This window comes from Polaromonas sp. P1_F6 (genome assembly GCF_056405695.1).
Window position 1 is genome coordinate 394,572 of the sequence record NZ_JBFUBQ010000004.1, and the last position, 18,948, is coordinate 413,519.

Annotated in this window: 14 protein-coding genes; 3 read left to right on the forward strand and 11 right to left on the reverse strand. The window is 61.2% G+C overall.

Going from position 1 to position 18,948, the window contains the following annotated elements:
• Positions 1 to 205 precede the first annotated feature (205 nt).
• From pyk to def, 6 genes are all read right to left on the reverse strand, one after another.
• Positions 206 to 1,639, reverse strand: coding sequence for a pyruvate kinase (pyk, locus tag AC1DY9_RS15270; RefSeq protein ID WP_457282458.1), 1,434 nt, complete (start codon positions 1,637 to 1,639; stop codon positions 206 to 208).
• A gap of 179 nt (positions 1,640 to 1,818) precedes the next feature.
• On the reverse strand, positions 1,819 to 3,012 hold the full coding sequence (locus AC1DY9_RS15275) for a phosphoglycerate kinase (RefSeq protein WP_477666947.1): 1,194 nt from the start codon (positions 3,010 to 3,012) through the stop codon (positions 1,819 to 1,821).
• Between the two features lie 323 nt (positions 3,013 to 3,335).
• A complete protein-coding gene (locus AC1DY9_RS15280; RefSeq protein ID WP_477647217.1) occupies positions 3,336 to 3,671 on the reverse strand; it encodes an AzlD domain-containing protein in 336 nt (111 codons plus the stop codon).
• A complete protein-coding gene (locus AC1DY9_RS15285; RefSeq protein ID WP_477666948.1) occupies positions 3,668 to 4,414 on the reverse strand; it encodes an AzlC family ABC transporter permease in 747 nt (248 codons plus the stop codon). Before AC1DY9_RS15285 ends, AC1DY9_RS15280 begins: the two co-directional genes overlap by 4 nt.
• A gap of 34 nt (positions 4,415 to 4,448) precedes the next feature.
• Positions 4,449 to 5,435, reverse strand: coding sequence for a methionyl-tRNA formyltransferase (gene fmt / locus AC1DY9_RS15290; RefSeq protein WP_477666949.1), 987 nt, complete (start codon positions 5,433 to 5,435; stop codon positions 4,449 to 4,451).
• A gap of 84 nt (positions 5,436 to 5,519) precedes the next feature.
• The gene (gene def, locus AC1DY9_RS15295; RefSeq protein ID WP_477666950.1) at positions 5,520 to 6,041 is read right to left on the reverse strand and encodes a peptide deformylase; all 522 of its coding nucleotides are present in this window, start codon (positions 6,039 to 6,041) and stop codon (positions 5,520 to 5,522) included.
• 217 nt (positions 6,042 to 6,258) lie between these two features.
• On the opposite strand from def, the gene AC1DY9_RS15300 reads away from it, so the two are divergent.
• The 3 genes from AC1DY9_RS15300 to AC1DY9_RS15310 all read left to right on the forward strand — a co-directional run bounded on the left by AC1DY9_RS15300 (position 6,259) and on the right by AC1DY9_RS15310 (position 9,308).
• The gene (locus AC1DY9_RS15300; RefSeq protein WP_457282459.1) at positions 6,259 to 7,482 is read left to right on the forward strand and encodes a LysM peptidoglycan-binding domain-containing protein; all 1,224 of its coding nucleotides are present in this window, start codon (positions 6,259 to 6,261) and stop codon (positions 7,480 to 7,482) included.
• Positions 7,483 to 7,587: 105 nt separating this feature from the next.
• On the forward strand, positions 7,588 to 8,736 hold the full coding sequence (gene dprA, locus AC1DY9_RS15305; protein ID WP_457282412.1) for a DNA-processing protein DprA: 1,149 nt from the start codon (positions 7,588 to 7,590) through the stop codon (positions 8,734 to 8,736).
• 59 nt (positions 8,737 to 8,795) lie between these two features.
• Positions 8,796 to 9,308, forward strand: a complete 513-nt coding sequence (locus tag AC1DY9_RS15310; RefSeq protein ID WP_457282413.1) for a Smg family protein — start codon at positions 8,796 to 8,798, stop codon at positions 9,306 to 9,308.
• A 66-nt stretch (positions 9,309 to 9,374) separates the two neighbouring features.
• Here the strand turns inward: AC1DY9_RS15310 and AC1DY9_RS15315 are convergent, their stop codons facing one another.
• The 5 genes from AC1DY9_RS15315 to AC1DY9_RS15335 all read right to left on the reverse strand — a co-directional run bounded on the left by AC1DY9_RS15315 (position 9,375) and on the right by AC1DY9_RS15335 (position 18,942).
• Positions 9,375 to 11,837 (reverse strand): DUF1631 family protein, encoded by a 2,463-nt coding sequence (locus AC1DY9_RS15315; RefSeq protein WP_477666951.1) that lies wholly within the window; start codon positions 11,835 to 11,837, stop codon positions 9,375 to 9,377.
• Between the two features lie 28 nt (positions 11,838 to 11,865).
• Complete coding sequence (gene secF, locus AC1DY9_RS15320) at positions 11,866 to 12,819, reverse strand: protein translocase subunit SecF (RefSeq protein ID WP_477666952.1); 954 nt, start codon at positions 12,817 to 12,819, stop codon at positions 11,866 to 11,868.
• 42 nt (positions 12,820 to 12,861) lie between these two features.
• On the reverse strand, positions 12,862 to 14,736 hold the full coding sequence (gene secD, locus AC1DY9_RS15325; protein ID WP_477666953.1) for a protein translocase subunit SecD: 1,875 nt from the start codon (positions 14,734 to 14,736) through the stop codon (positions 12,862 to 12,864).
• A 68-nt stretch (positions 14,737 to 14,804) separates the two neighbouring features.
• Positions 14,805 to 15,146 carry a preprotein translocase subunit YajC gene (yajC, locus tag AC1DY9_RS15330; RefSeq protein WP_457282417.1) on the reverse strand — a complete coding sequence of 114 codons (342 nt, stop codon included), beginning with the start codon at positions 15,144 to 15,146 and terminating at the stop codon, positions 14,805 to 14,807.
• A 229-nt stretch (positions 15,147 to 15,375) separates the two neighbouring features.
• Complete coding sequence (locus AC1DY9_RS15335) at positions 15,376 to 18,942, reverse strand: indolepyruvate ferredoxin oxidoreductase family protein (protein ID WP_477666954.1); 3,567 nt, start codon at positions 18,940 to 18,942, stop codon at positions 15,376 to 15,378.
• Positions 18,943 to 18,948: the final 6 nt, after the last annotated feature.

The following is an 18,948-nucleotide window of genomic DNA, read 5'->3' on the forward strand; positions in this document are numbered from 1 at the left end:
CCGCTGGTTACGCTACTGATTCTTCATGCCAGCATGGGCCGCGGAACCGGCTTTGCCGGGCCGCAGGCGCGGTCCCCTGCAAGGGGAAAAGGGCTACACGCAGTGAGCCCGATAGGGGTGTGCCAATTTTTCGGCTTTGCCGGGCCGTAGGGCGGGCGGCCCCCTCGGGGGGCAGCGCATTACACGAAGTGAAAAGCGTGGGGGCTCAAGCTACCCTGCAAATCTTCAGCATATTGGTGCCGCCTGGCGCGCCCATGGGTTCGCCGCAGGTGATGGCATAAATGTCACCGCTTTCGACGATGCCGCGTTTTTTCAGGTGGGCCTCGGCATCGCCGAGCGCAGTGTCGCGCTCGACACTCTGGTCCATCAGCAGCGGCCTGACATTGCGGTACAGCGCCATCTTGCGCTGGGTCGCCAGTTTGGGCGTCAGTGCGTAGATGGGGATATGGATACGGTGGCGGCTCATCCACAGCGCCGTAGAGCCCGAGTCGGTCAGCGCCACAATGGCCTTGCAACCCAGGTGGTGGGCCGTGAACAGGGCGCCCATGGCGATGGACTGGTCAATGCGGTCAAAGGTCATGCCGGTGAAGTCGGCATCCAGTTTCACGTCCTCGGCTTTTTCGGCTTCGGCGCAGATATTGGCCATCTCGACAATGGTCTCCAGCGGATAACGGCCGGCGGCGGTCTCGGCCGAGGTCATGACGGCGTCGGTGCCGTCGAGCACCGCGTTGGCCACGTCGCTGACCTCGGCGCGCGTAGGCACCGGGTTGGTGATCATGGATTCCATCATGTGGGTCGCGGTGATGACCACCTTGTCCAGCTCACGGGCCATGCGGATCATGCGTTTTTGCAGCGCCGGCACAGCGGCATTGCCGACCTCGATGGCCAGGTCGCCGCGCGCGACCATGATGCCGTCGCTGGCCCTGCAGATGGCTTCCAGATTGGGGATCGCCTCAGCACGCTCGATCTTGGCGATCAAGCCCGGCTTGTGGCGGTGCTCGGCACCGGCCACGTTGCACAGCTGGCGCGCCATTTCCATGTCGCTGGCGTTCTGCGGAAAGCTCACCGCAACATAGTCGGCCTGGAAACTCATCGCAGTGCGAATGTCTTCCATGTCCTTGGCCGTCAGCGCCGGCGCCGTCAGGCCGCCGCCCTGCTTGTTGATGCCCTTGTTGTTGGACAACACGCCGCCGATCTTGACCGTCGCATGGACCTGCTCGCCCTTTACTTTGTCCACGGTCATGACGATCAGGCCGTCGTTGAGCAGCAGGGTGTCGCCGGCCTTGACGTCGCGCGGCAGTTCCTTGTAGTCCAGGCCCACGCCGTTGATGTCACCCAGCTCGGTGCGGGACGCGTCGAGCACAAACTTCATGCCTTGCTCGAGCTGCACCTTGCCCTCGGCAAATTTACCGACACGGATTTTCGGGCCCTGCAGGTCGGCCATGATGGCGACCTCACGCCCGGCGCGGGTGGCGGCCTCCCGCACCAGCCTGGCACGGTCGATGTGGTCTTGCGCCGTGCCGTGGCTGAAATTCAGCCGCACGCAATTGACGCCAGCGCGAATCATCTGCTCCAGCAAGGCCGGATCGCTGGAGGCGGGGCCAAGGGTGGCAACGATTTTGGTGCCGCGGCGCTGCATCTTCATGTCTGTCTCCTGTAATTTAGTTTCTTATTTTTACACGAATGAGTTACGTAGCGGTTACCAAGCCATCGCCGCAGCCGGGGTATTGGCCAGAAGCCGGAGGGTGGCCCGCTGCATGCAGCGTGTCGCGCCCTGAACCTGCAAACCGCGGTTTGCCGTATTTTGCAAGTAGCGCCTCAATGGCCCGCGCGCTTTTGCAGGATTTCAAAGGCCGGAAGCGTCTTGCCTTCCAGCACCTCCAGAAAAGCGCCGCCGCCGGTCGAGATGTAGTCGACCTGCTTTTCAATGCCGTATTTGGCAATGGCGGCCAGCGTGTCCCCGCCTCCGGCGATAGAGAACCCGCTGCTGTCCGCAACGGCGCGCGCAATGCCTTCGGTGCCTTTGGCGAACGCGTCAAACTCAAACACGCCGACCGGGCCGTTCCACACGATGGTGCCGGCCGCCTTGAGCTGCGCCGCAAGTCTCGCGGTGGTTTGCGGGCCGATATCAAGAATCAGGTCGTCATCGGCGACATCAGTGGCCGCCTTGACGGTGGCCGGCGCGTCAGCGGCAAAGGTTTTGGCGGTGACAACGTCCGTCGGAATGGGCACCTCGGCGCCGCGCGCCTTCATGGCGTCAATCACGGCTTTGGCTTCGGCCAGCAGATCGGCTTCGGCCAGGCTTTTGCCGATTTTCAAACCGGCGGCCAGCATGAAGGTGTTGGCAATACCGCCGCCCACGATGAGCTGGTCAACATTGGCGGCGAGCGACTTGAGGATGGTGAGTTTGGTCGAGACCTTGCTGCCGGCCACGATGGCAACCAGCGGCCTGCGCGGGCTGGAAAGGGCTTTGGAGATGGCGTCCATCTCGGCGGCCAGCAGCGGGCCGGCGCTGGCGACGGGCGCGTACTGCGCAATGCCATAGGTGGAGGCTTCAGCGCGGTGCGCCGTGCCGAACGCATCGTGCACAAAAATATCGCAGAGCGCAGCCATCTTGCGCGCCAGCTCTTCGCTGTTTTTCTTCTCGCCCTTGTTGAGCCGGCAGTTCTCCAGCATCACCAGCTGGCCGGGTTTGACATCCACACCGTCTACCCAGCCGGAGGCCAGGGGAATGTCGCGCTTCATCAACTCGCCCATGCGTTTGGCCACAGGCGCCAGCGAATCGGCCGGCTTGAATTCACCCTCCACCGGCCGACCGAGGTGGGAAGTCACCATCACGGCGGCGCCGGCATCCAGCGCCATCTGGATGCAGGGAATCGAGGCGCGGATGCGCGTGTCTTCGGTGATGTTGCCGCTGTCATCCTGCGGCACGTTGAGGTCGGCACGGATGAACACGCGCTTGCCGGCAACTTTGCCGCTAGCGCACAGGTCGGAGAAACGGATGAAGTTCATGGAGGGCTCACAAATGAAAAAAGGCTTTGGGCCACAGCGCCCAAAGCCCCAAATTGTAGGTTGCCGCATGTACCTGGGCGCGTCAGACAAAGCCGGGAAAGCGTAAATTTAGGCATCAAATCGGCCTCCAGCCCGCGCAGAACCAGCGCAAACAGCTACTGATTTGATAGCAGTCGACACCAAACACGATGCGAAGCGAGTAACGCCAAGGCCAGCGGGGGCCGCGGAACCGGCTTTGCCGGGCCGCAGGCGCCGTCCCCTGCAAGGGGAAAAGGGCTACACGCAGTGAGCCCGATAGGGGTGTGCTAATTTTTACCGTGGGGCTACCAGCCCAACCCCATATGCAACGGCAAATACACCGCCATGCCGGCCAGGATGGTGCCCAGCACGCCGTGACGCCAGTAATACCAGGCGGTGCCGGCGACTACTGCAAAGAGCCGCGCGTCTTTCCAGGTTGCGATGAAGTGGCCCTGCGTCATCACCATTTCCGGCACGATCACTGCGGCCAGCGCAGCAATGGGCGCGTAATGCAGGCCGCGCTGCGCCCAGCCGGGCAGCGTCCAGGGCTTGCTGGAGAGAAAAAAGAAGGAGCGCGTGAGGACGGTCATCAGCGTCATGCCGATGATGGTCACCACCGTCCAGAGATCCGTCTGGTTCATGCTGCGTCTCCGGTTCCGGGAGTGGATACCGCAGGCTTGGCCGGCGCTGATTTTTCCAGCACCAGGCAGACGATGACGGCCACGGCAATGCCCACCAGGATATTGAGCTTGAGCGGCAAGGCGAAGGTGGCGACAGCGGCGGCACCCGCGATGGCTGCAGACACCGCGCGCAGTCGGGTGGTGGCCAGCGACCACATGATGCCCAGCAGCGCCAGGATGCCGGCAAAGCCCAGGCCCCAGGACAGCGGAATGGAATTGGCCAGCGCGATTCCCACCAGCGTGGCGCCCACCCAGCTGACCCAGCTCATGCCGCAGCTGCCTACCCAGTAGGCGTCCTGGGCTTCAATGCCGGCAGCATCGGCGGCCGGGTGCGGGAAGCGTTTGGTAAAAAGCACATAGTTCAGGTCGGCCATGCCGTAGCCAAAAGCCATGCGGCGCCACAAGCTCTGGTGCATCACATAGGGGCGCAGGTGGGCGCTGAAGACCATGAAGCGCAGGTTGACGCAAAACGAGGTGGCCAGAATCACCCACATGGGTGCGCCAGCCACGATAAGTGGCAAGGCTGCCAGTTGGGAACTGCCGGCAAAAACCAGCACCGCCATCAGCAGCACCTCGATAAGACTCATGCCCGACTTGACCATCGCCACGCCTGTCATCAGGCCCCAGGCGGCGATACCCGGCGCGACGGTGGCGAGCTCACTCACCCCGAGCCGGAAGTCCGGATGCTTGAAGAATGTCTTCACAAAAACCCCACCCTTTTCTGTCCCGTCATTTTTTTCACCCCTGTCTGGCGATATCCGGTTGAATGAAGACCATGCCGGGACGGATCTCAAATCCCCGCAAAAATTCGGATGCATCCAGCGCCTTGCCGCCGGCTTTTTGAAGCCGGCTCATGCGCAGAACGCCATCGGCGGCACAAATGTCCACACCTTGTGGCCCTGCGGCAAGGACTTCACCGGCCTCGGCCCCACCCGGCCGGCGCACATCCGCCAGAACTTCGGCACGCCAGAACTTGAGGGTTTGCCCGTCTACAACACCGGCCGCGCCGGGAAACGGGTTGAACGCCCGGATGCGCCGCTCGAGTACGGCAGCGCTTTGCGACCAATCCAGCAATGCTTCATGTTTTTCAATTTTGTGTGCGTAAGTGATGCCCTCTGCGGGCTGAGAGACCGCCTGCAGGCCTCCGCACGCAGCGATCTCGAGGGCCTCCACGATGAGCCGCCCGCCCAGATTGGCCAGCCTGTCGTGCAGCGAAGCCGTGGTGTCGCCGGGTGCGATGCGCAGCTTTTCCGTCAGGAGCATGTCGCCCGTGTCCAGCCCGGCATCCATTTGCATGATGGTGACGCCGGTTTCCGGATCACCGGCTTCGATGGCCCGGTGAATCGGCGCGGCACCGCGCCATCTCGGCAACAGCGACGCGTGGATATTGAGGCAGCCCAACCGCGGTACATCCAGAACCCACAGCGGAAGAATGAGTCCGTAGGCCGCCACCACCATGACGTCCGCGCGTGCTGCGGTGATGGCTTCGCGCGCCGCGGCGGCATCGTCAGGGAATTTGCCGTCCAGCCGCAAGCTTCTGGGTTGGGCGATGGGCGTGTGTGAGGTTTCGGCCCATTGCTTGACGGGCGAAGCCTGCAGTTTCATGCCGCGGCCTGCGGGGCGGTCAGGCTGGCTCAGTACGAGGGGAATCTCAAAACCGGCTGCATGCAGCTTTTCAAGGGCCACACGGGCGAACTCAGGGGTACCGGCAAAAATGACACGCATGGAGTCCGATTCTAAAGACTCCTAGGGAAATCCCGTGGTTCCGGCACGCGGTACTGACGGCCGACGTCCGTACGTACGGACAGGTTAACGGGGCGAGTCGCGCTCCTCGTCCTTTTTCTGCTTGATCATCTTGGTTTTGATGCGGTTGCGTTTCAGCGGGGACAGGTACTCCACAAACACCTTGCCCATCAGATGATCCATTTCATGCTGGATGCAAACCGCCAGCATGCCTTCGGCTGCGTGCACCTGCAGCTTCCCGTCTAGATCCAGCGCCTGTACCTTGATGGCGGTAGAGCGTTCCACGCCGTCATAAATACCAGGCACCGACAGGCAGCCTTCGTCGCCCACGCGTGTTTCTTCGCTGGCCCAGACAATCTCGGGATTGATCAGCACCAGGGGCTGGGTCCGGTCTTCGCTGACATCAATCACGACCAGGCGCTCATGCACATCCACCTGGGTTGCCGCCAGGCCGATGCCCGCCGCTTCGTGCATGGTTTCGAGCATGTCGTCGACCAGCTTGCGCAGGCGCGCATCAACGGCCGCCACAGGCTTGGCAACGGTGTGGAGGCGGGGGTCGGGGTAACGAAGAATGGTTAACTGGCTCATGGAGGAAGGCTGGGCAATGGGTGAGATGTCGCTATTTTCGCCACTTTTCTCTGTTTTTCGGCATCCTGATATTCCCAGAATCGTGTATTCGTTGCTTAATCAAGGGCTTAGGTACAAAATCGTTAGTGATTTATCAAGATATAAACACGGTTTTTTTCGCGGGGTTGCACCCCGAAAACGCCGTCCTAGCCCCATAAAAGCGCCGAAGGCCTACAAGATGCAAACAATTTCTGGTCGTTTCAGTCAAATTTCAATAGCCGCTGCAGCTCTTTTGGGCATTTCGGTCGGCTTGCATGCTCAGAACTTCCCCATCACGGCCGACCAAAAAGCCACGGCAGCCCAAGTGGCCCAGACAGGCGTTCCCCTGGGCGATCTGGCTCCCAATGCGCCCGATACCTACACCGTGAAGCGCGGCGACACCTTGTGGGCAATTTCCGGTTTATTTCTGAAAAACGCCTGGCGCTGGCCCGAGCTATGGGGCATGAACCTCCAGGACATCCGCAACCCTCACCGCATTTACCCGGGGCAACAGCTCTATCTGGAGAAATCCGATGGGCGTGCCGTTTTGCGAACCCGCCAGGCCCAAACCGATGGCCCGCCGACAGACACCGTACGAGTTTCTCCGCGCACCCGCTTTGAAACCCTGGCAGACACCTCCATTCCCACGATCGCGCCCAACCTGATCGAGCCCTTCCTGAATGAGGCCTTGATCGTCGACGAGGCCATGCTTTCCAATGCGCCCCGCATTGTGGCGGCCCAGGAAGGCCGCGTTCTGCTTAGCCGCGGAGATCGCGCCTATGCGCGTAGCCAATACGGCACCGGCAGCACCACCGGCAAACCCCTGAGCATTGAAAAAGGCGAACCGGTCAATTACCGGGTGTTTCGCAACGCAACGCCGCTGAAAGATCCGACGACCCAGGCGATTCTGGGCTACGAGGCGCAATACGTCGGCAAGGCGGAAATAGCACGCGGCGAATCGGTTGCGGAAATAGCCGGTAAAGACGGCAAGCTGCAATCCGAAATCGTGCCGGCGACGATCGACATCGTTGCTACCAAAGAAGAGATGCGTGTGGGTGACCGGCTGTTGGTTGAACCGCCACGCGAGTTGCTGAATTACATACCGCACGCGCCTTCTTCTGCCGTTGCCGGACAGATTGTGTCTATCTATGGAAGTGCCGTGACCAATGCTGCGGAGAACCAGGTCGTGGTCATCAATCGTGGCGCCAGGGATGGCCTGGAACGTGGCCATGTCATGGCCATTCTCAAGGACGGGGAACGACTGAAAGACAAAACCGACAGTAACCGCACGCAGATCAAGTTGCCCAACGAACGAAATGGCCTGTTGATGGTGTTTCGCACTTTTGATGCCGTTTCCTATGCTCTCGTCCTTCAGGTGACTGACGGCGTGAAGGTAGGGGACCGTTTCGCCAACCCCAATTAACCGGCGGACAAGCAACGCACCGGCGTCGGTAATCCGAGCCCACCTACATTCGGGGCAAGTTCTCGAAGTCGTTGACCCTTTCTTCCTTTCAGCTCTGGCTATCACGTGGAAAAACATGAGCTCCAGGCCTGGTTGCGCCTGACCCTCTCAACGGGCGTAGGAAATGAGAATTCCCGCAAGCTGCTAGCCGCTTTTGGATCAGTGCAGGCGATTTTTGACCAGAGTTCAGCCGCGCTGGAACAGTTGGGTTCGGAGAAATTGGCCCGCGCACTCAGGGCAGAGCCTCCAAATCTGGCAGCCCAGCTGCAAATGACGCTGGACTGGTTGCAGGCCGGCGAGCACCGGCGGGTGGTCGCGATTGGAGACGCGGCCTACCCCGCGGCCTTGCTCGACATCGCCGATCCCCCGCTGATGCTCTACATGCTCGGCAAGCATGCACCCCAGCCGCAGGCGTTATCGCCATCCCCCGTGGCCCATATAGCCATCGTAGGCAGCCGCAACCCGACGCCGCAGGGCGAAGCTAATGCGCGCCAATTCGCCAAGGCCCTGGCCGGTGCCAAACTCTGCGTTGTGTCAGGCCTGGCCTTGGGTATCGACGGTGCGGCGCACGACGGCGCCATGCAAGCCGGCGGAGATACCATTGCCGTGGTGGGTACCGGACTAGACCGTGTCTATCCCAAAAAACATCTCGAGCTGGCGCACCGTATTGCGCAGCAAGGCATGATCATCAGCGAATTCCCGCTCGGCACGCCACCGCTGACCGCGAACTTCCCGAGACGCAACCGCATCATTTCCGGCCTGTCGCTGGGCACTCTGGTCATCGAGGCGGCTCTGCAATCCGGCTCGCTGATCACCGCGCGGCTGGCGGCCGAACAGGGCAAAGAGGTGTTTGCCATACCCGGCTCCATCCATTCGCCCCAGTCACGCGGCTGCCACGCACTGATCAAGCAGGGAGCCAAGCTGGTGGAAACTGCGCAGGACATATTGGAGGAATTAAATCTCCCTGCGCGGGGTGTGGCGCCGGGTGCAGCGGCATATACGTCAACAGAGAAAGAAACCGGTCTCCTGGTCGAGTCCCCCTCATCTACCGCCCTGATCGCCGCACTGGGATTCGACGTGGTGAGCCTGGACACACTACAGGCGCGAACCGGGATCGAAACAGCCATGCTGCAGGCACAGCTACTTGAGCTGGAACTCGACGGACAGGTGTTCAGGCTTCCCGGCGGCCTGTTCCAGCGACGCGCTGACGCATAAACACCGCACTCTTTTCACCGGCTTGACAATGCTGCCGCCAACTGCGTTATATTGGACGCATGTTCGAAGTACTCGTGTACGTCTACGAAAATTACTGGCAAGGTGACGCTTGCCCCGAACTTCAGCGGCTCGGCCGCAAACTGACAGCAGCGGGTTTTGAGGCGGAAGAAATCCAAGCGGCCCTCGTCTGGCTCGACGGCTTGAATATCGCCGCCCAAGGCACGCAAATCAGTCTGCCGGCCAGTGCCCCGTCAGAGCTCACCGAGCCCGGTGCGCATCCGGTCATTCAGCCCCAATCCCCCGACAGCCTTCGCGTTTATTCGGTTGCCGAGCAAACACAACTCGGCGCACAGAGCCTGGGATTTGTGAGCTTCCTTGAGTCGTCCGGCGTATTGCCTCCGCACATGCGCGAGATTGTGATTGACCGTGCCATGGCGGCACCGGGCGACCCCGTCACGCTGGATGACCTGAAAATCATCGTATTGATGGTCTATTGGAGCTTCGGCGAAGAACCCGATGCGCTGGTTCTGGACGAATTGTGCGACGACGCGGAAGGTCGCCTTGCTCACTGAATAGCACTGCGGCACAAAAACGACATTTTTGAACCGGTTGCCCGGGCACGCCGGACAACGAGGCCCTTAGCCGAGCAACCGCTCGGGATTTGCATCCAGCTTGGCAAGCGCGTCGCGCGTGGCACGTACCGTGAGCGCTTCCTCTTCCGTAGGCACCAGCAAACCCGACTGCAGGTAGGCCGCGAGCCGACGAGCCTGGATCAGGAAGTTCCGGCCATCGGCAGAAGCAAACAGGTGCAACTGCTTGCGATCACTGCACCAGGCAAACTGCACATGACTGATCTTGCCGTTGTGGTCCAGGCTGAACCATGTACCTACCTGGAGCTCCCGGGCCCATGCGCGCATGGCTTCCGTGGGCTGGCTGCCACCATCGGCGATCACTTCAATGTCGGTAGCATCGATCCCGATCATGGTGACCAGGCTGTCAGTATCTAGCGGCAGGTCGCCGACGTCCTCATCGGAAAGATAGTCTTCCAGGTTCATCAGCCGTTTGGCCATGATCTCCACCCGCTCCTGGGAAATGGTGTCGGTTTTGGACATGAATGCATCGGCCAGCGTATCGCTGATGGTCTTCAGGTGCCCGTCCTGGTCAGACACACCCAAGCCCAGCATGGACATGCCCAGGCGCAGCAGCTGCAGCAATTTCGGCAGGTCTGCAATCACACGGGCGCGATCATTGCGGTTCGGTTTGGCGCTCGCGGCCCACACCAGATCAGCGGCAGCCCGCTTGAGCGTGATGGTTTCCTCGTGCTGCGGCCCGTTCTTCATCGCGGCGATGGCCAGTACTTCGGCCCATACCTTGAAGAGGAATTCGCGGATCTCGTCACGAACCGGCATGTCATTGAGCATGTTCCGCATCTCAATGGTGTACTGGATCGTCATGGTCTCTTTTTGTTCGACCTGTTGCGCGACGCTCACAACACGGGCGGCGCTGCCATGCTCGGAAAGGAATTTGGATAAAAACTTTTCGAACTCGTCATAAACCAGCTGAAACACCCGGCGCCCTGTTTCGGGATACTGCTCTATCACTTGCACAATGCGCTTGACTTCAGATTCCATGGCGCCGCCGGCCACCGTGACGTCAAAGCCCAATACGCAGGAGCCCATGCGGTCGATCAACCGGCGTGCAGGATGCTGCAGCGACTCAAAGAACTCTGGCTCGGAAATCGCCACACGCAATACCGGCATCTGCAAACGGGCAAACCAGACCCGGATCACAGGCGGAATGCGGTCTTCGGCAAGAATGCTCTGGAACATCAGGGCGACGATTTCAATCGTCGCCTTCTCGGATGAGGTGGACGCCGCCTGCTTGAGCGTATTGGTTCGTTCCCGCAAGGCAGTAGCAGCATTGTCGACATGCACCTGGCCATAGATCTGCCCTTGCGCATCTGCGAGCAAGGTACGCTCTGCACCGGTTTCTTCCTGCTTCTGCACACTCACCATGGCCTGCGCGAGCTGAGGCGACGCCTGTGTGGGGTGGGTATCGTCGAAGCCTGCGACCTGGTTCGACAGCAAACGCTTGAGGTGCCCCATCACACCCTGGGCCCTCATGCGTGCCCTGGCGAGCGGCGTCGTCGCCGTTTGCATGCGGGTTTCATCGTAGACTGCGCCGCCTTGCCTGGATACGCCTGGCTGCGACCCTGCTCCTTCGGACGCCGCACCTGGAGAAGCTGCACCCTGACGGCCGGCAGAAGCTGAAGATCGCCCGCCACCCACACCCTGAACCCGGCTATCAGGCCCATCGCCCTGGCCTCCGCCAAAACCACGTGCGCCACCGCCTTCAGACCCGCCGGTCCTGGAGCCGGTTTCGCCGCCGAATTTGCCGCGTTCCTTCTCGGAAGTGGAGGCTTTCCTGGCAGACGCTCCGGCATCCGCAGCGGAGGGAGTGCGTTTGACCAGCGGCCGTAAGTCGATTTCCGCCATCACCCCCTGCTGCACCAAAAACTCGTTGGTGGCATGGTAAGTCTCTAGCAGGTGTGTGCCCATGTCCTTCTGGATGACATCCTGGACAACGAGCCAGACATCCCGTGGCAGCGATGCAAGACTCCATTGCTCAACCATGTGCTGGGCAAGCACCTCGGGGCGAAGAATGTCCTGCTTGTGCAATTCCGTGACGGCCTCCAGGTTTTGGATGCGCAACCGGAGGTCGTTCAACTCCCAGCTTGCGAAGTCCAGCAACCGAAGCGCGAGCCGCGAAGCAAGGATTTTGTCCTCCATCACGTCGTTACCCATCAATTCAAATTTGCCGCTGTCGGCAAACCTCGAGGGCGAGTTTGGCGCAGGAATCGTCTGGGCAGTGGTCCATGCGGCGGTTGTGCCACGAACCCAGGTGGCACCACTTTTCTGGAAAGCCATCCAGGCATCACGCCGGTCCTGCATTTCCCGGACACCGCCGGGCTGATCAACTGCGGCAGTGAGCCTGTCTTGAATGGTTTTCGCCAGTGCAGGCAGTACGCGTACAGCACGCTCCGCAAACAGCGCACGTGCCTGCTCGACCAGAACCCTGCTATTTTTGTTACTTGGAGCCACAGCCGCCCTAGGATGATTAAGTCATAGCTTACACCGTGGCCCCGGCGTTGGGGTCGTTGGGATCCTCGTCTTTTTTGGCCGGCCCTTTCATCAGGTCCTCACGCCGAATGCCAAGCCACATGGCGATTGCAGCGGCAACAAACACCGACGAATAGATCCCGAACAGGATGCCGATGGTCAACGCCAGGGCAAAGTAAAACAGGGTCGGCCCGCCAAAGAGAAGCATGGACAGCACCATGATCTGGGTGGAACCGTGGGTAATGATGGTACGGCTGATGGTGGACGTGATCGCGTTGTCGATGATCTCGGTGGTATTCATCTTGCGATAGCGTCGAAAGTTCTCGCGAATCCGGTCAAAGATCACTACCGACTCATTGACGGAGTAGCCCAGCACCGCCAGCACAGCAGCCAGCACAGCCAGTGAAAACTCCCACTGGAAGAAAGCGAAGAACCCCAAAATGATCACGACGTCGTGCAAATTGGCGATGATGGCCGCCACGGCATATTTCCATTCAAAGCGGAAAGCCAGATAGACCATGATGCCGAAGACCACCATGGCGAGCGCCTTCAGCCCGTCGTGGGCAAGCTCCTCGCCCACCTGTGGGCCGACGAATTCAGTGCGCCGCAGCGTCACATCCGGGCTGGCAGCCTTCAGGGCCGCAAGCACCTTGTCGCTTTGCTGCGCAGTGCTTACGCCCTTTTGTGCCGGCAAGCGAATCATCACGTCGCGTGAGGTGCCGAAATTCTGGACCTGCACATCGGCGAAGCCCAGCCCTGCCACCGTATCGCGGATTTTCCCGACGTCGGCAGCCTGGGTGTAGTTCACCTCCATCAGGGTGCCGCCGGTGAATTCGACGGACAGGTGCAAGCCGCGCGAGAACAGGAAGAATACGGCCAAAGCGAACGTGGCAAAGCTGATGGCATTGAAGATCAGGGCGTGCCGCATAAACGGAATGTCACGCTGGATTTTGAAAAATTCCATCTGGAGTCCTTGGGAAATTCAGGAAAAGGGCCGGGCGTGGGCTTACTTCGCCACCGCACCCGAAGTGGTGGGCCGCCACACAGTGCCAATGGAAACCGTCTTGAGCTTCTTCTGGCGGCCATACCAGAGGTTGACCAGGCCGCGCGAGAAAAACACCGCCGAGAACATGCTGGTCAGGATACCGATGCAATGCACCACGGCGAAGCCGCGGACCGGGCCGGACCCAAAAGCCAGCAACGCAAGACCCACAATCAATGTCGAGGTGTTGGAATCCAGAATGGTTGCCCAGGCCCGCTCATAGCCTGCATGAATCGCCGCTTGCGCGGAGGCACCGTTTCGCAATTCTTCGCGCACACGCTCATTGATCAGCACATTGGAGTCGATGGCCATGCCCAGCGCAAGCGCCATCGCCGCCATGCCAGGCAAGGTCAAGGTAGCCTGCAGCATGGACAGCACCGCGACCAGCAACAGCAGGTTGACGGCAAGCGCCAGGCCGGAAAACAGGCCAAAAAGCATGTAGTAGATCGCCATAAACGCCACGATCACGACAAAGCCCCACGACACGCTGTGAAAGCCCTTGGCAATGTTATCGGCGCCCAGCGTCGGGCCAATGGTGCGCTCTTCAATGATTTCCATGGGAGCGGCCAGCGAGCCCGCACGCAGCAACAGGGCGAGATCGTTGGCTGCGTTGATATTCATGGCACCCGAGATGCTGAACCGTGTACCCAATTCCCCGCGAATGGTTGCCACCGAAATAGCCTGCCCTTTGCCCTTTTCGAACAGCAGGATGGCCATCGGCTTGTCCATGTTCTCGCGGCTTGTTTCGCGCATCACCCGTCCACCCTTGGCATCCAGCGTCAGGGATACATTGGGTTCCTGCTTTTGCGAATCGAAGCCGGCCTGGGCATCCGTCAGGCTCTCGCCGGTGACAAGGACCTGCTTCTTCACAATCACCGGATTGCCGCTGATATCAGGGAATTTTTCCGAGCCGAAGGGAACCATGCCTCCCCCGGTCATGGCTGCACGGGCCTCAGCGCTGTCATCCACCAGACGCATTTCCAGGGTCGCCGTGCGCCCCAGAATATCCTTGGCCTTGGCCGTGTCCTGCACGCCCGGCAGCTGCACCACAATGCGGTCTGCGCCCTGTTGCTGGATCACCGGCTCAGCCACCCCAAGCTCGTTGATCCGGTTGTGCAGCGTCACCATGTTCTGCTTGAGGGCCTGGTCCTGGATGCGGCGCGCAGCCTCGGGCTTGATCGTGGCCGTCAGTTTGTACTCGGTTCCTTCCGGCACCTCCACCGTCTGCAGGTCTGGAAACTGGTCCTGAATCAGGCCTTTGGCAGATGCCAGCGTGGCCGAGTCACGCACCTTGATGTCAATAGCCTGGCCGTTGCGGGCGATGCCACCGTGCCGGATATTTTTTTCGCGCAACGACATCCGGACATCTCCGGCCAGGGACTCGGCACGCTTGGCCAGCGCGGCCTGCATGTCTACCTGCAGCATGAAGTGCACGCCTCCACGCAAATCCAGCCCCAGATACATGGGGTTTGCATGCAACGATGTCAGCCATGCAGGCGATCGGGACAACAGGTTAAGCGCCACCACATAACCGGAGTCCCCCGCATCAGGGGCCAGCGCTTTCTGAATCGCGTCCTTGGCCTTGAGTTGCGTGTCGGTATCGCCAAACCGCGCCTTGACGGAATTGCCGTCCAGGGCGATGACATCCGCCGTAACGCCGGCTTCCTTCAATATTTGCTCCACTTTCGCCATCGTCGTACTGTCGATCTTGACGGTGGACTTGGCGCTGGAAACCTGGACCGCAGGCGCTTCGCCGAAAAAGTTGGGCAGCGTGTACAGGGCTGCGACGATGAGCGCAATCACAATGATGGCGTACTTCCAGGCCGGATAACGATTCATGAGAGGGCTGTTCCTGGTGGACGGATGAACAAAGTCAGGCCTGCCGGCCGTTGCGGCCGGCGAAAGCCTTATTTGGCTGGGGTGATAGCGCCTTTGGGCAGCACCTGAATGATCGCGCTGCGCTGCAGCTGGACTTCGACGCCTGGCGCCAGTTCGAGGGTCAGGTACACGTCGCCCAGCTTGGTCACCTTGCCCAGCAGGCCGCCAGCGGTGGCGACTTCATCGCCCTTGGCCAGCGCCTCAATCATGGCGCGATGCTCTTTCTGCTTTTTCATCTGCGGGCGGATCATGACGAAGTACAGGACTACGAACATCAGCACCAGAGGCAGCATGCCCGTCAGCGAGGACATCATGTCGCCGCCGGCGGCAGCAGCGGGAGCGGTTTGGGCAAAGGCAGAAGAAATGAACACGGCTAACTCCACAACGATTTAAAAGACACACTGGCGCGCGCCATCCGGCACGGACAGCGCACAGAGTTCACGATTGTATGCGGCGGGGCATCCGCAGAAGGGGGTAACTGGCGCGCGCCAGGGGCTTTTCAAGCCGGGTTGCGCGCAAAGGGCCGCTGCAAGCTCCGCAGCAAAGCCGCTCCATGAAGGAAACACCGGACCGGCGGCGAGGCCGGCGCCGGTCCAGGCTTTAAGCCGCTTCCCGCTGAACGGTAGATCCGGGGGTACGAAAGGATTCCATCAACGCGGCCCACTGGGGCCGCGCTGCGGCCAGGTGGCGTGCCTTGACATGGCCATAACCCTTGATCATTTCCGGAATCCGGGCAATTTCCAGCGCCGTGGCGTGGTTTTCGGCCGTCAGGCCTGCCATCACGTCCTGCAGGCTCGCCTTGTATTCCTCAATCAGGGCCCGCTCGGTGCGCCGCTCCTCCGTGCGGCCAAAGACATCCAGCGGCGTGCCGCGCAGACCTTTCAGGCGAGCCAACACCTTGAATGCGCCCAGCATCCAGGGGCCGAACTGCTTCTTCTGCAGCTCGCCCTTGTCGTTTTTGGACGCAATCATGGGCGGCGCCAGGTGGTAATTGAGCTTGAAGTCGCCTTCAAACATGCCGTTGACTTTGTTCAGGAAACCAGTGTCGGTGTGCAGGCGCGCCACTTCATACTCGTCTTTGTAGGCCATCAATTTGAAGAGGTAGCGAGCCACCGCCTCGGTCAGCAGCGTCTTGCCCAGCGGCGCTTCCGCGGCGCGCACCTTCTCGACGAAGGCCTGGTAGGTCTGCGCATAAGCCGCATTCTGGTAGGCCGTCAGGAAGTCAACCCGCTTGGCCAGCATGTCGGCCAGTGCGGGCCGTTTGACGAACTCGATCACCTGGGCTGCCTTGAACAAGGCCTGCACAGCAGCCAGGTCGTGCGCGCAGCGCCGGCCCCACTCAAAAGCTGCCTTGTTGTTGTCGATTTGCACGCCATTGAGTTCAATGGCCCGCATCAACGCAGCATGCGACAGCGGCACCCGGCCTTTTTGCCAGGCAAAGCCGAGCATGAGCGGGTTGGTATAGATCGAGTCACCGACCAATTGCACCGCCACCTGCTCTGCATCGAAGCTACCGAGCAAGTCAGCGCCCACTGCAGCAGTCACGGCCGTCTCGCAGTTGCCGCCAGGGAACTGCCAGGCGGGGTTGGTCACAAAGGCAGCCGTCGGCGTACCGTGCGAGTTCATCGCCACATAGGTGCGGCCCGGCTGCATGACGGTGAGCGTGTACTTGCTGGCCGCCACGATCGGGTCGCAGCCAATCACCAGGTCGGCCTTGGCGGTGTCGACCTTGGTGGTGTAGATGGCTTCCGGCCGGTTGGCGATCTGGATGTGGCTCCAGGTGGCGCCGCCTTTTTGCGCCAGGCCGCCCGCATCCTGCGTGACCACACCCTTGCCCTCAATGTGGGCTGCCATGCCCAGCAATTGGCCGATGGTGATGACGCCGGTGCCTCCCACGCCGCCTACCACGATACCCCAGGCGTTTTCCGCCACCGGCAACACGGGCTCGGGAACCACAAACAGGCTGCTGGGTGCGCCTTTCTTGTCTTTTTTTGGCTTCTTCAGCTGCCCGCCTTCGACAGTGACAAAGCTGGGGCAAAAGCCCTTCACGCAGGAGTAATCCTTGTTGCAGGTGTTCTGGTTGATGCGGCGTTTGCGGCCGAACTCGGTTTCCAGCGGCTCCACTGACAGGCAGTTGGACTGCACTGAGCAATCGCCGCAGCCTTCGCAGACAAGCTCGTTGATCACCACGCGCTTTTCAGGGTCCACCAGGGTGCCGCGTTTGCGGCGGCGGCGCTTTTCGGTCGCGCAGGTCTGGTCGTAAATGATCGCGGTCGTGCCCTTGATCTCGCGGAACTCGCGCTGGATGCGGTCCAGCTCGTCGCGGTGGTGCACCGTCACGCCTTCGAGCAGCGGCGCGCCGTCGTATTTCTGCGGCTCATCGGTCACGATGACCAGTTTGGCCACGCCTTCGGCACGCAGGCTTTGCATGATCTGAAGCACCGAATGGCCTTCGGGCCGCTCGCCGACCTGCTGGCCGCCCGTCATGGCGACCGCGTCGTTGTAGAGGATCTTGTAAGTGATGTTCACACCCGAGGCGATGGCCTGGCGGATCGCCAGCAGCCCGCTGTGGAAGTAGGTGCCGTCGCCCAGGTTGGCAAAGATGTGTTCGTCGGTCGTAAAAGCCGCCTGGCCCACCCATGTCACGCCCTCGCCGCCCATCTGGGTGAAGGTGGAGGTGGATCGGTCCATCCAGGTTGCCATGTAGTGGCAGCCGATGCCGGCCACGGCGCGCGAGCCTTCGGGCACGCGCGTGCTGGTGTTGTGCGGGCAGCCGCTGCAAAACCAGGGCGCGCGCTCGCCGGTGTCGGCTTTGCCGGCGGCCAGGGCGCGCTCGCGCCCTTCGATGACGGCCAGGCGCTCGTCCATGCGGGAGATGATGTCTGCGGGCACGCCCAGTTTCTTCAACCGCTTGGCAATCGCCTTGGCGATGATGGCCGGCGTCAGGTCGGCCTTGGCGCGCAGCAGCCAGTTGTCGCTCGGGTTGGAACGGCCCCATTCGCCGCCCGACTGGTCGCCTTCAGGTTCATCGAACTTGCCCAGCACATTGGGGCGCACATCGGCACGCCAGTTGTAGAGCTCTTCCTTGATCTGGTATTCGATGACCTGGCGTTTTTCCTCGACCACCAGGATTTCCTGCAGGCCTTCGGCGAAGTCGCGCGTGATGGTGGCCTCCAGCGGCCAGACAACGTTGACCTTGTGCAGGCGAATGCCGAGCTGGTGGCAGGTCTCTTCGTCCAGGCCCAGGTCGGCCAGGGCCTGGCGCGTGTCGTTGAAGGCCTTGCCGCTGGCGATCAGGCCGAACCGGTCTTTGGGGCCGGCGATGACGTTGTAGTTCAGCTTGTTGGCGCGAATGTACGCGAGCGCCGCGTACCACTTGTAGTCCATCAGCCGCGCTTCCTGCTCCAGCGGCGCGTCGGGCCAGCGGATGTGCAGGCCGCCGGCCGGCATCTCGAAATCTTCGGGGATGATGATCTTCACGCGGTCCGGATCGACCAGGATGGAGCTGGACGACTCGACAACTTCCTGGATGGTTTTCATGCCCGACCAGACGCCGGAAAAGCGGCTCATGGCAAACGCATGCAGCCCCATGTCGAGGATGTCCTGCACATTGGAAGGAAAGAACACCGGCAGGCCGCRGGCCTTGAAGATGTGGTCGCTCTGGTGGGCGGCGGTGGAACTCTTGGAGACATGGTCGTCGCCGGCAATGGCGATCACGCCGCCGTGTTTGGCCGTGCCCGCCATGTTGGCATGCTTGAAGACGTCGGAGCAGCGGTCCACGCCTGGGCCCTTGCCGTACCAGATGCCGAATACGCCGTCGAATTTTTTGCTTTGCGGGTACAGGTCGAGTTGCTGCGTGCCCCAGACGGCCGTGGCACCCAGCTCTTCATTGACACCGGGCTGGAACACGATGTTTTGTGCAGCCAGGTGCTTTTTGGCGGCCCACAGGGCCTGGTCATAGCCGCCCAGCGGCGAGCCGCGGTAGCCACTGATAAAACCCGCCGTGTTCAACCCTTCGATCGCATCGCGCGTGCGCTGCAGCATGGGCAGGCGGACCAGCGCCTGGACACCGCTCATGAAAGCGCGGCCGTGGCCTAAAGAATATTTATCGTCAAGCGTGACGGTCTCTAGCGCTTTGCGGATGTGTTCAGGTAGGGGCGCGTTCATGTTCGT

Bases quoted from the DNA above. Each gene is read 5' to 3' on its own strand.
- pyk (WP_457282458.1), bottom strand. From the start codon at position 1,639: ATGCAGCGCCGCGGCACCAAAATCGTTGCCACCCTTGGCCCCGCCTCC.
- AC1DY9_RS15275 (WP_477666947.1), bottom strand. From the start codon at position 3,012: ATGAACTTCATCCGTTTCTCCGACCTGTGCGCTAGCGGCAAAGTTGCC.
- AC1DY9_RS15280 (WP_477647217.1), bottom strand. From the start codon at position 3,671: ATGAACCAGACGGATCTCTGGACGGTGGTGACCATCATCGGCATGACG.
- fmt (WP_477666949.1), bottom strand. From the start codon at position 5,435: ATGCGTGTCATTTTTGCCGGTACCCCTGAGTTCGCCCGTGTGGCCCTT.
- def (WP_477666950.1), bottom strand. From the start codon at position 6,041: ATGAGCCAGTTAACCATTCTTCGTTACCCCGACCCCCGCCTCCACACC.
- AC1DY9_RS15300 (WP_457282459.1), top strand. From the start codon at position 6,259: ATGCAAACAATTTCTGGTCGTTTCAGTCAAATTTCAATAGCCGCTGCA.
- AC1DY9_RS15310 (WP_457282413.1), top strand. From the start codon at position 8,796: ATGTTCGAAGTACTCGTGTACGTCTACGAAAATTACTGGCAAGGTGAC.
- secF (WP_477666952.1), bottom strand. From the start codon at position 12,819: ATGGAATTTTTCAAAATCCAGCGTGACATTCCGTTTATGCGGCACGCC.
- secD (WP_477666953.1), bottom strand. From the start codon at position 14,736: ATGAATCGTTATCCGGCCTGGAAGTACGCCATCATTGTGATTGCGCTC.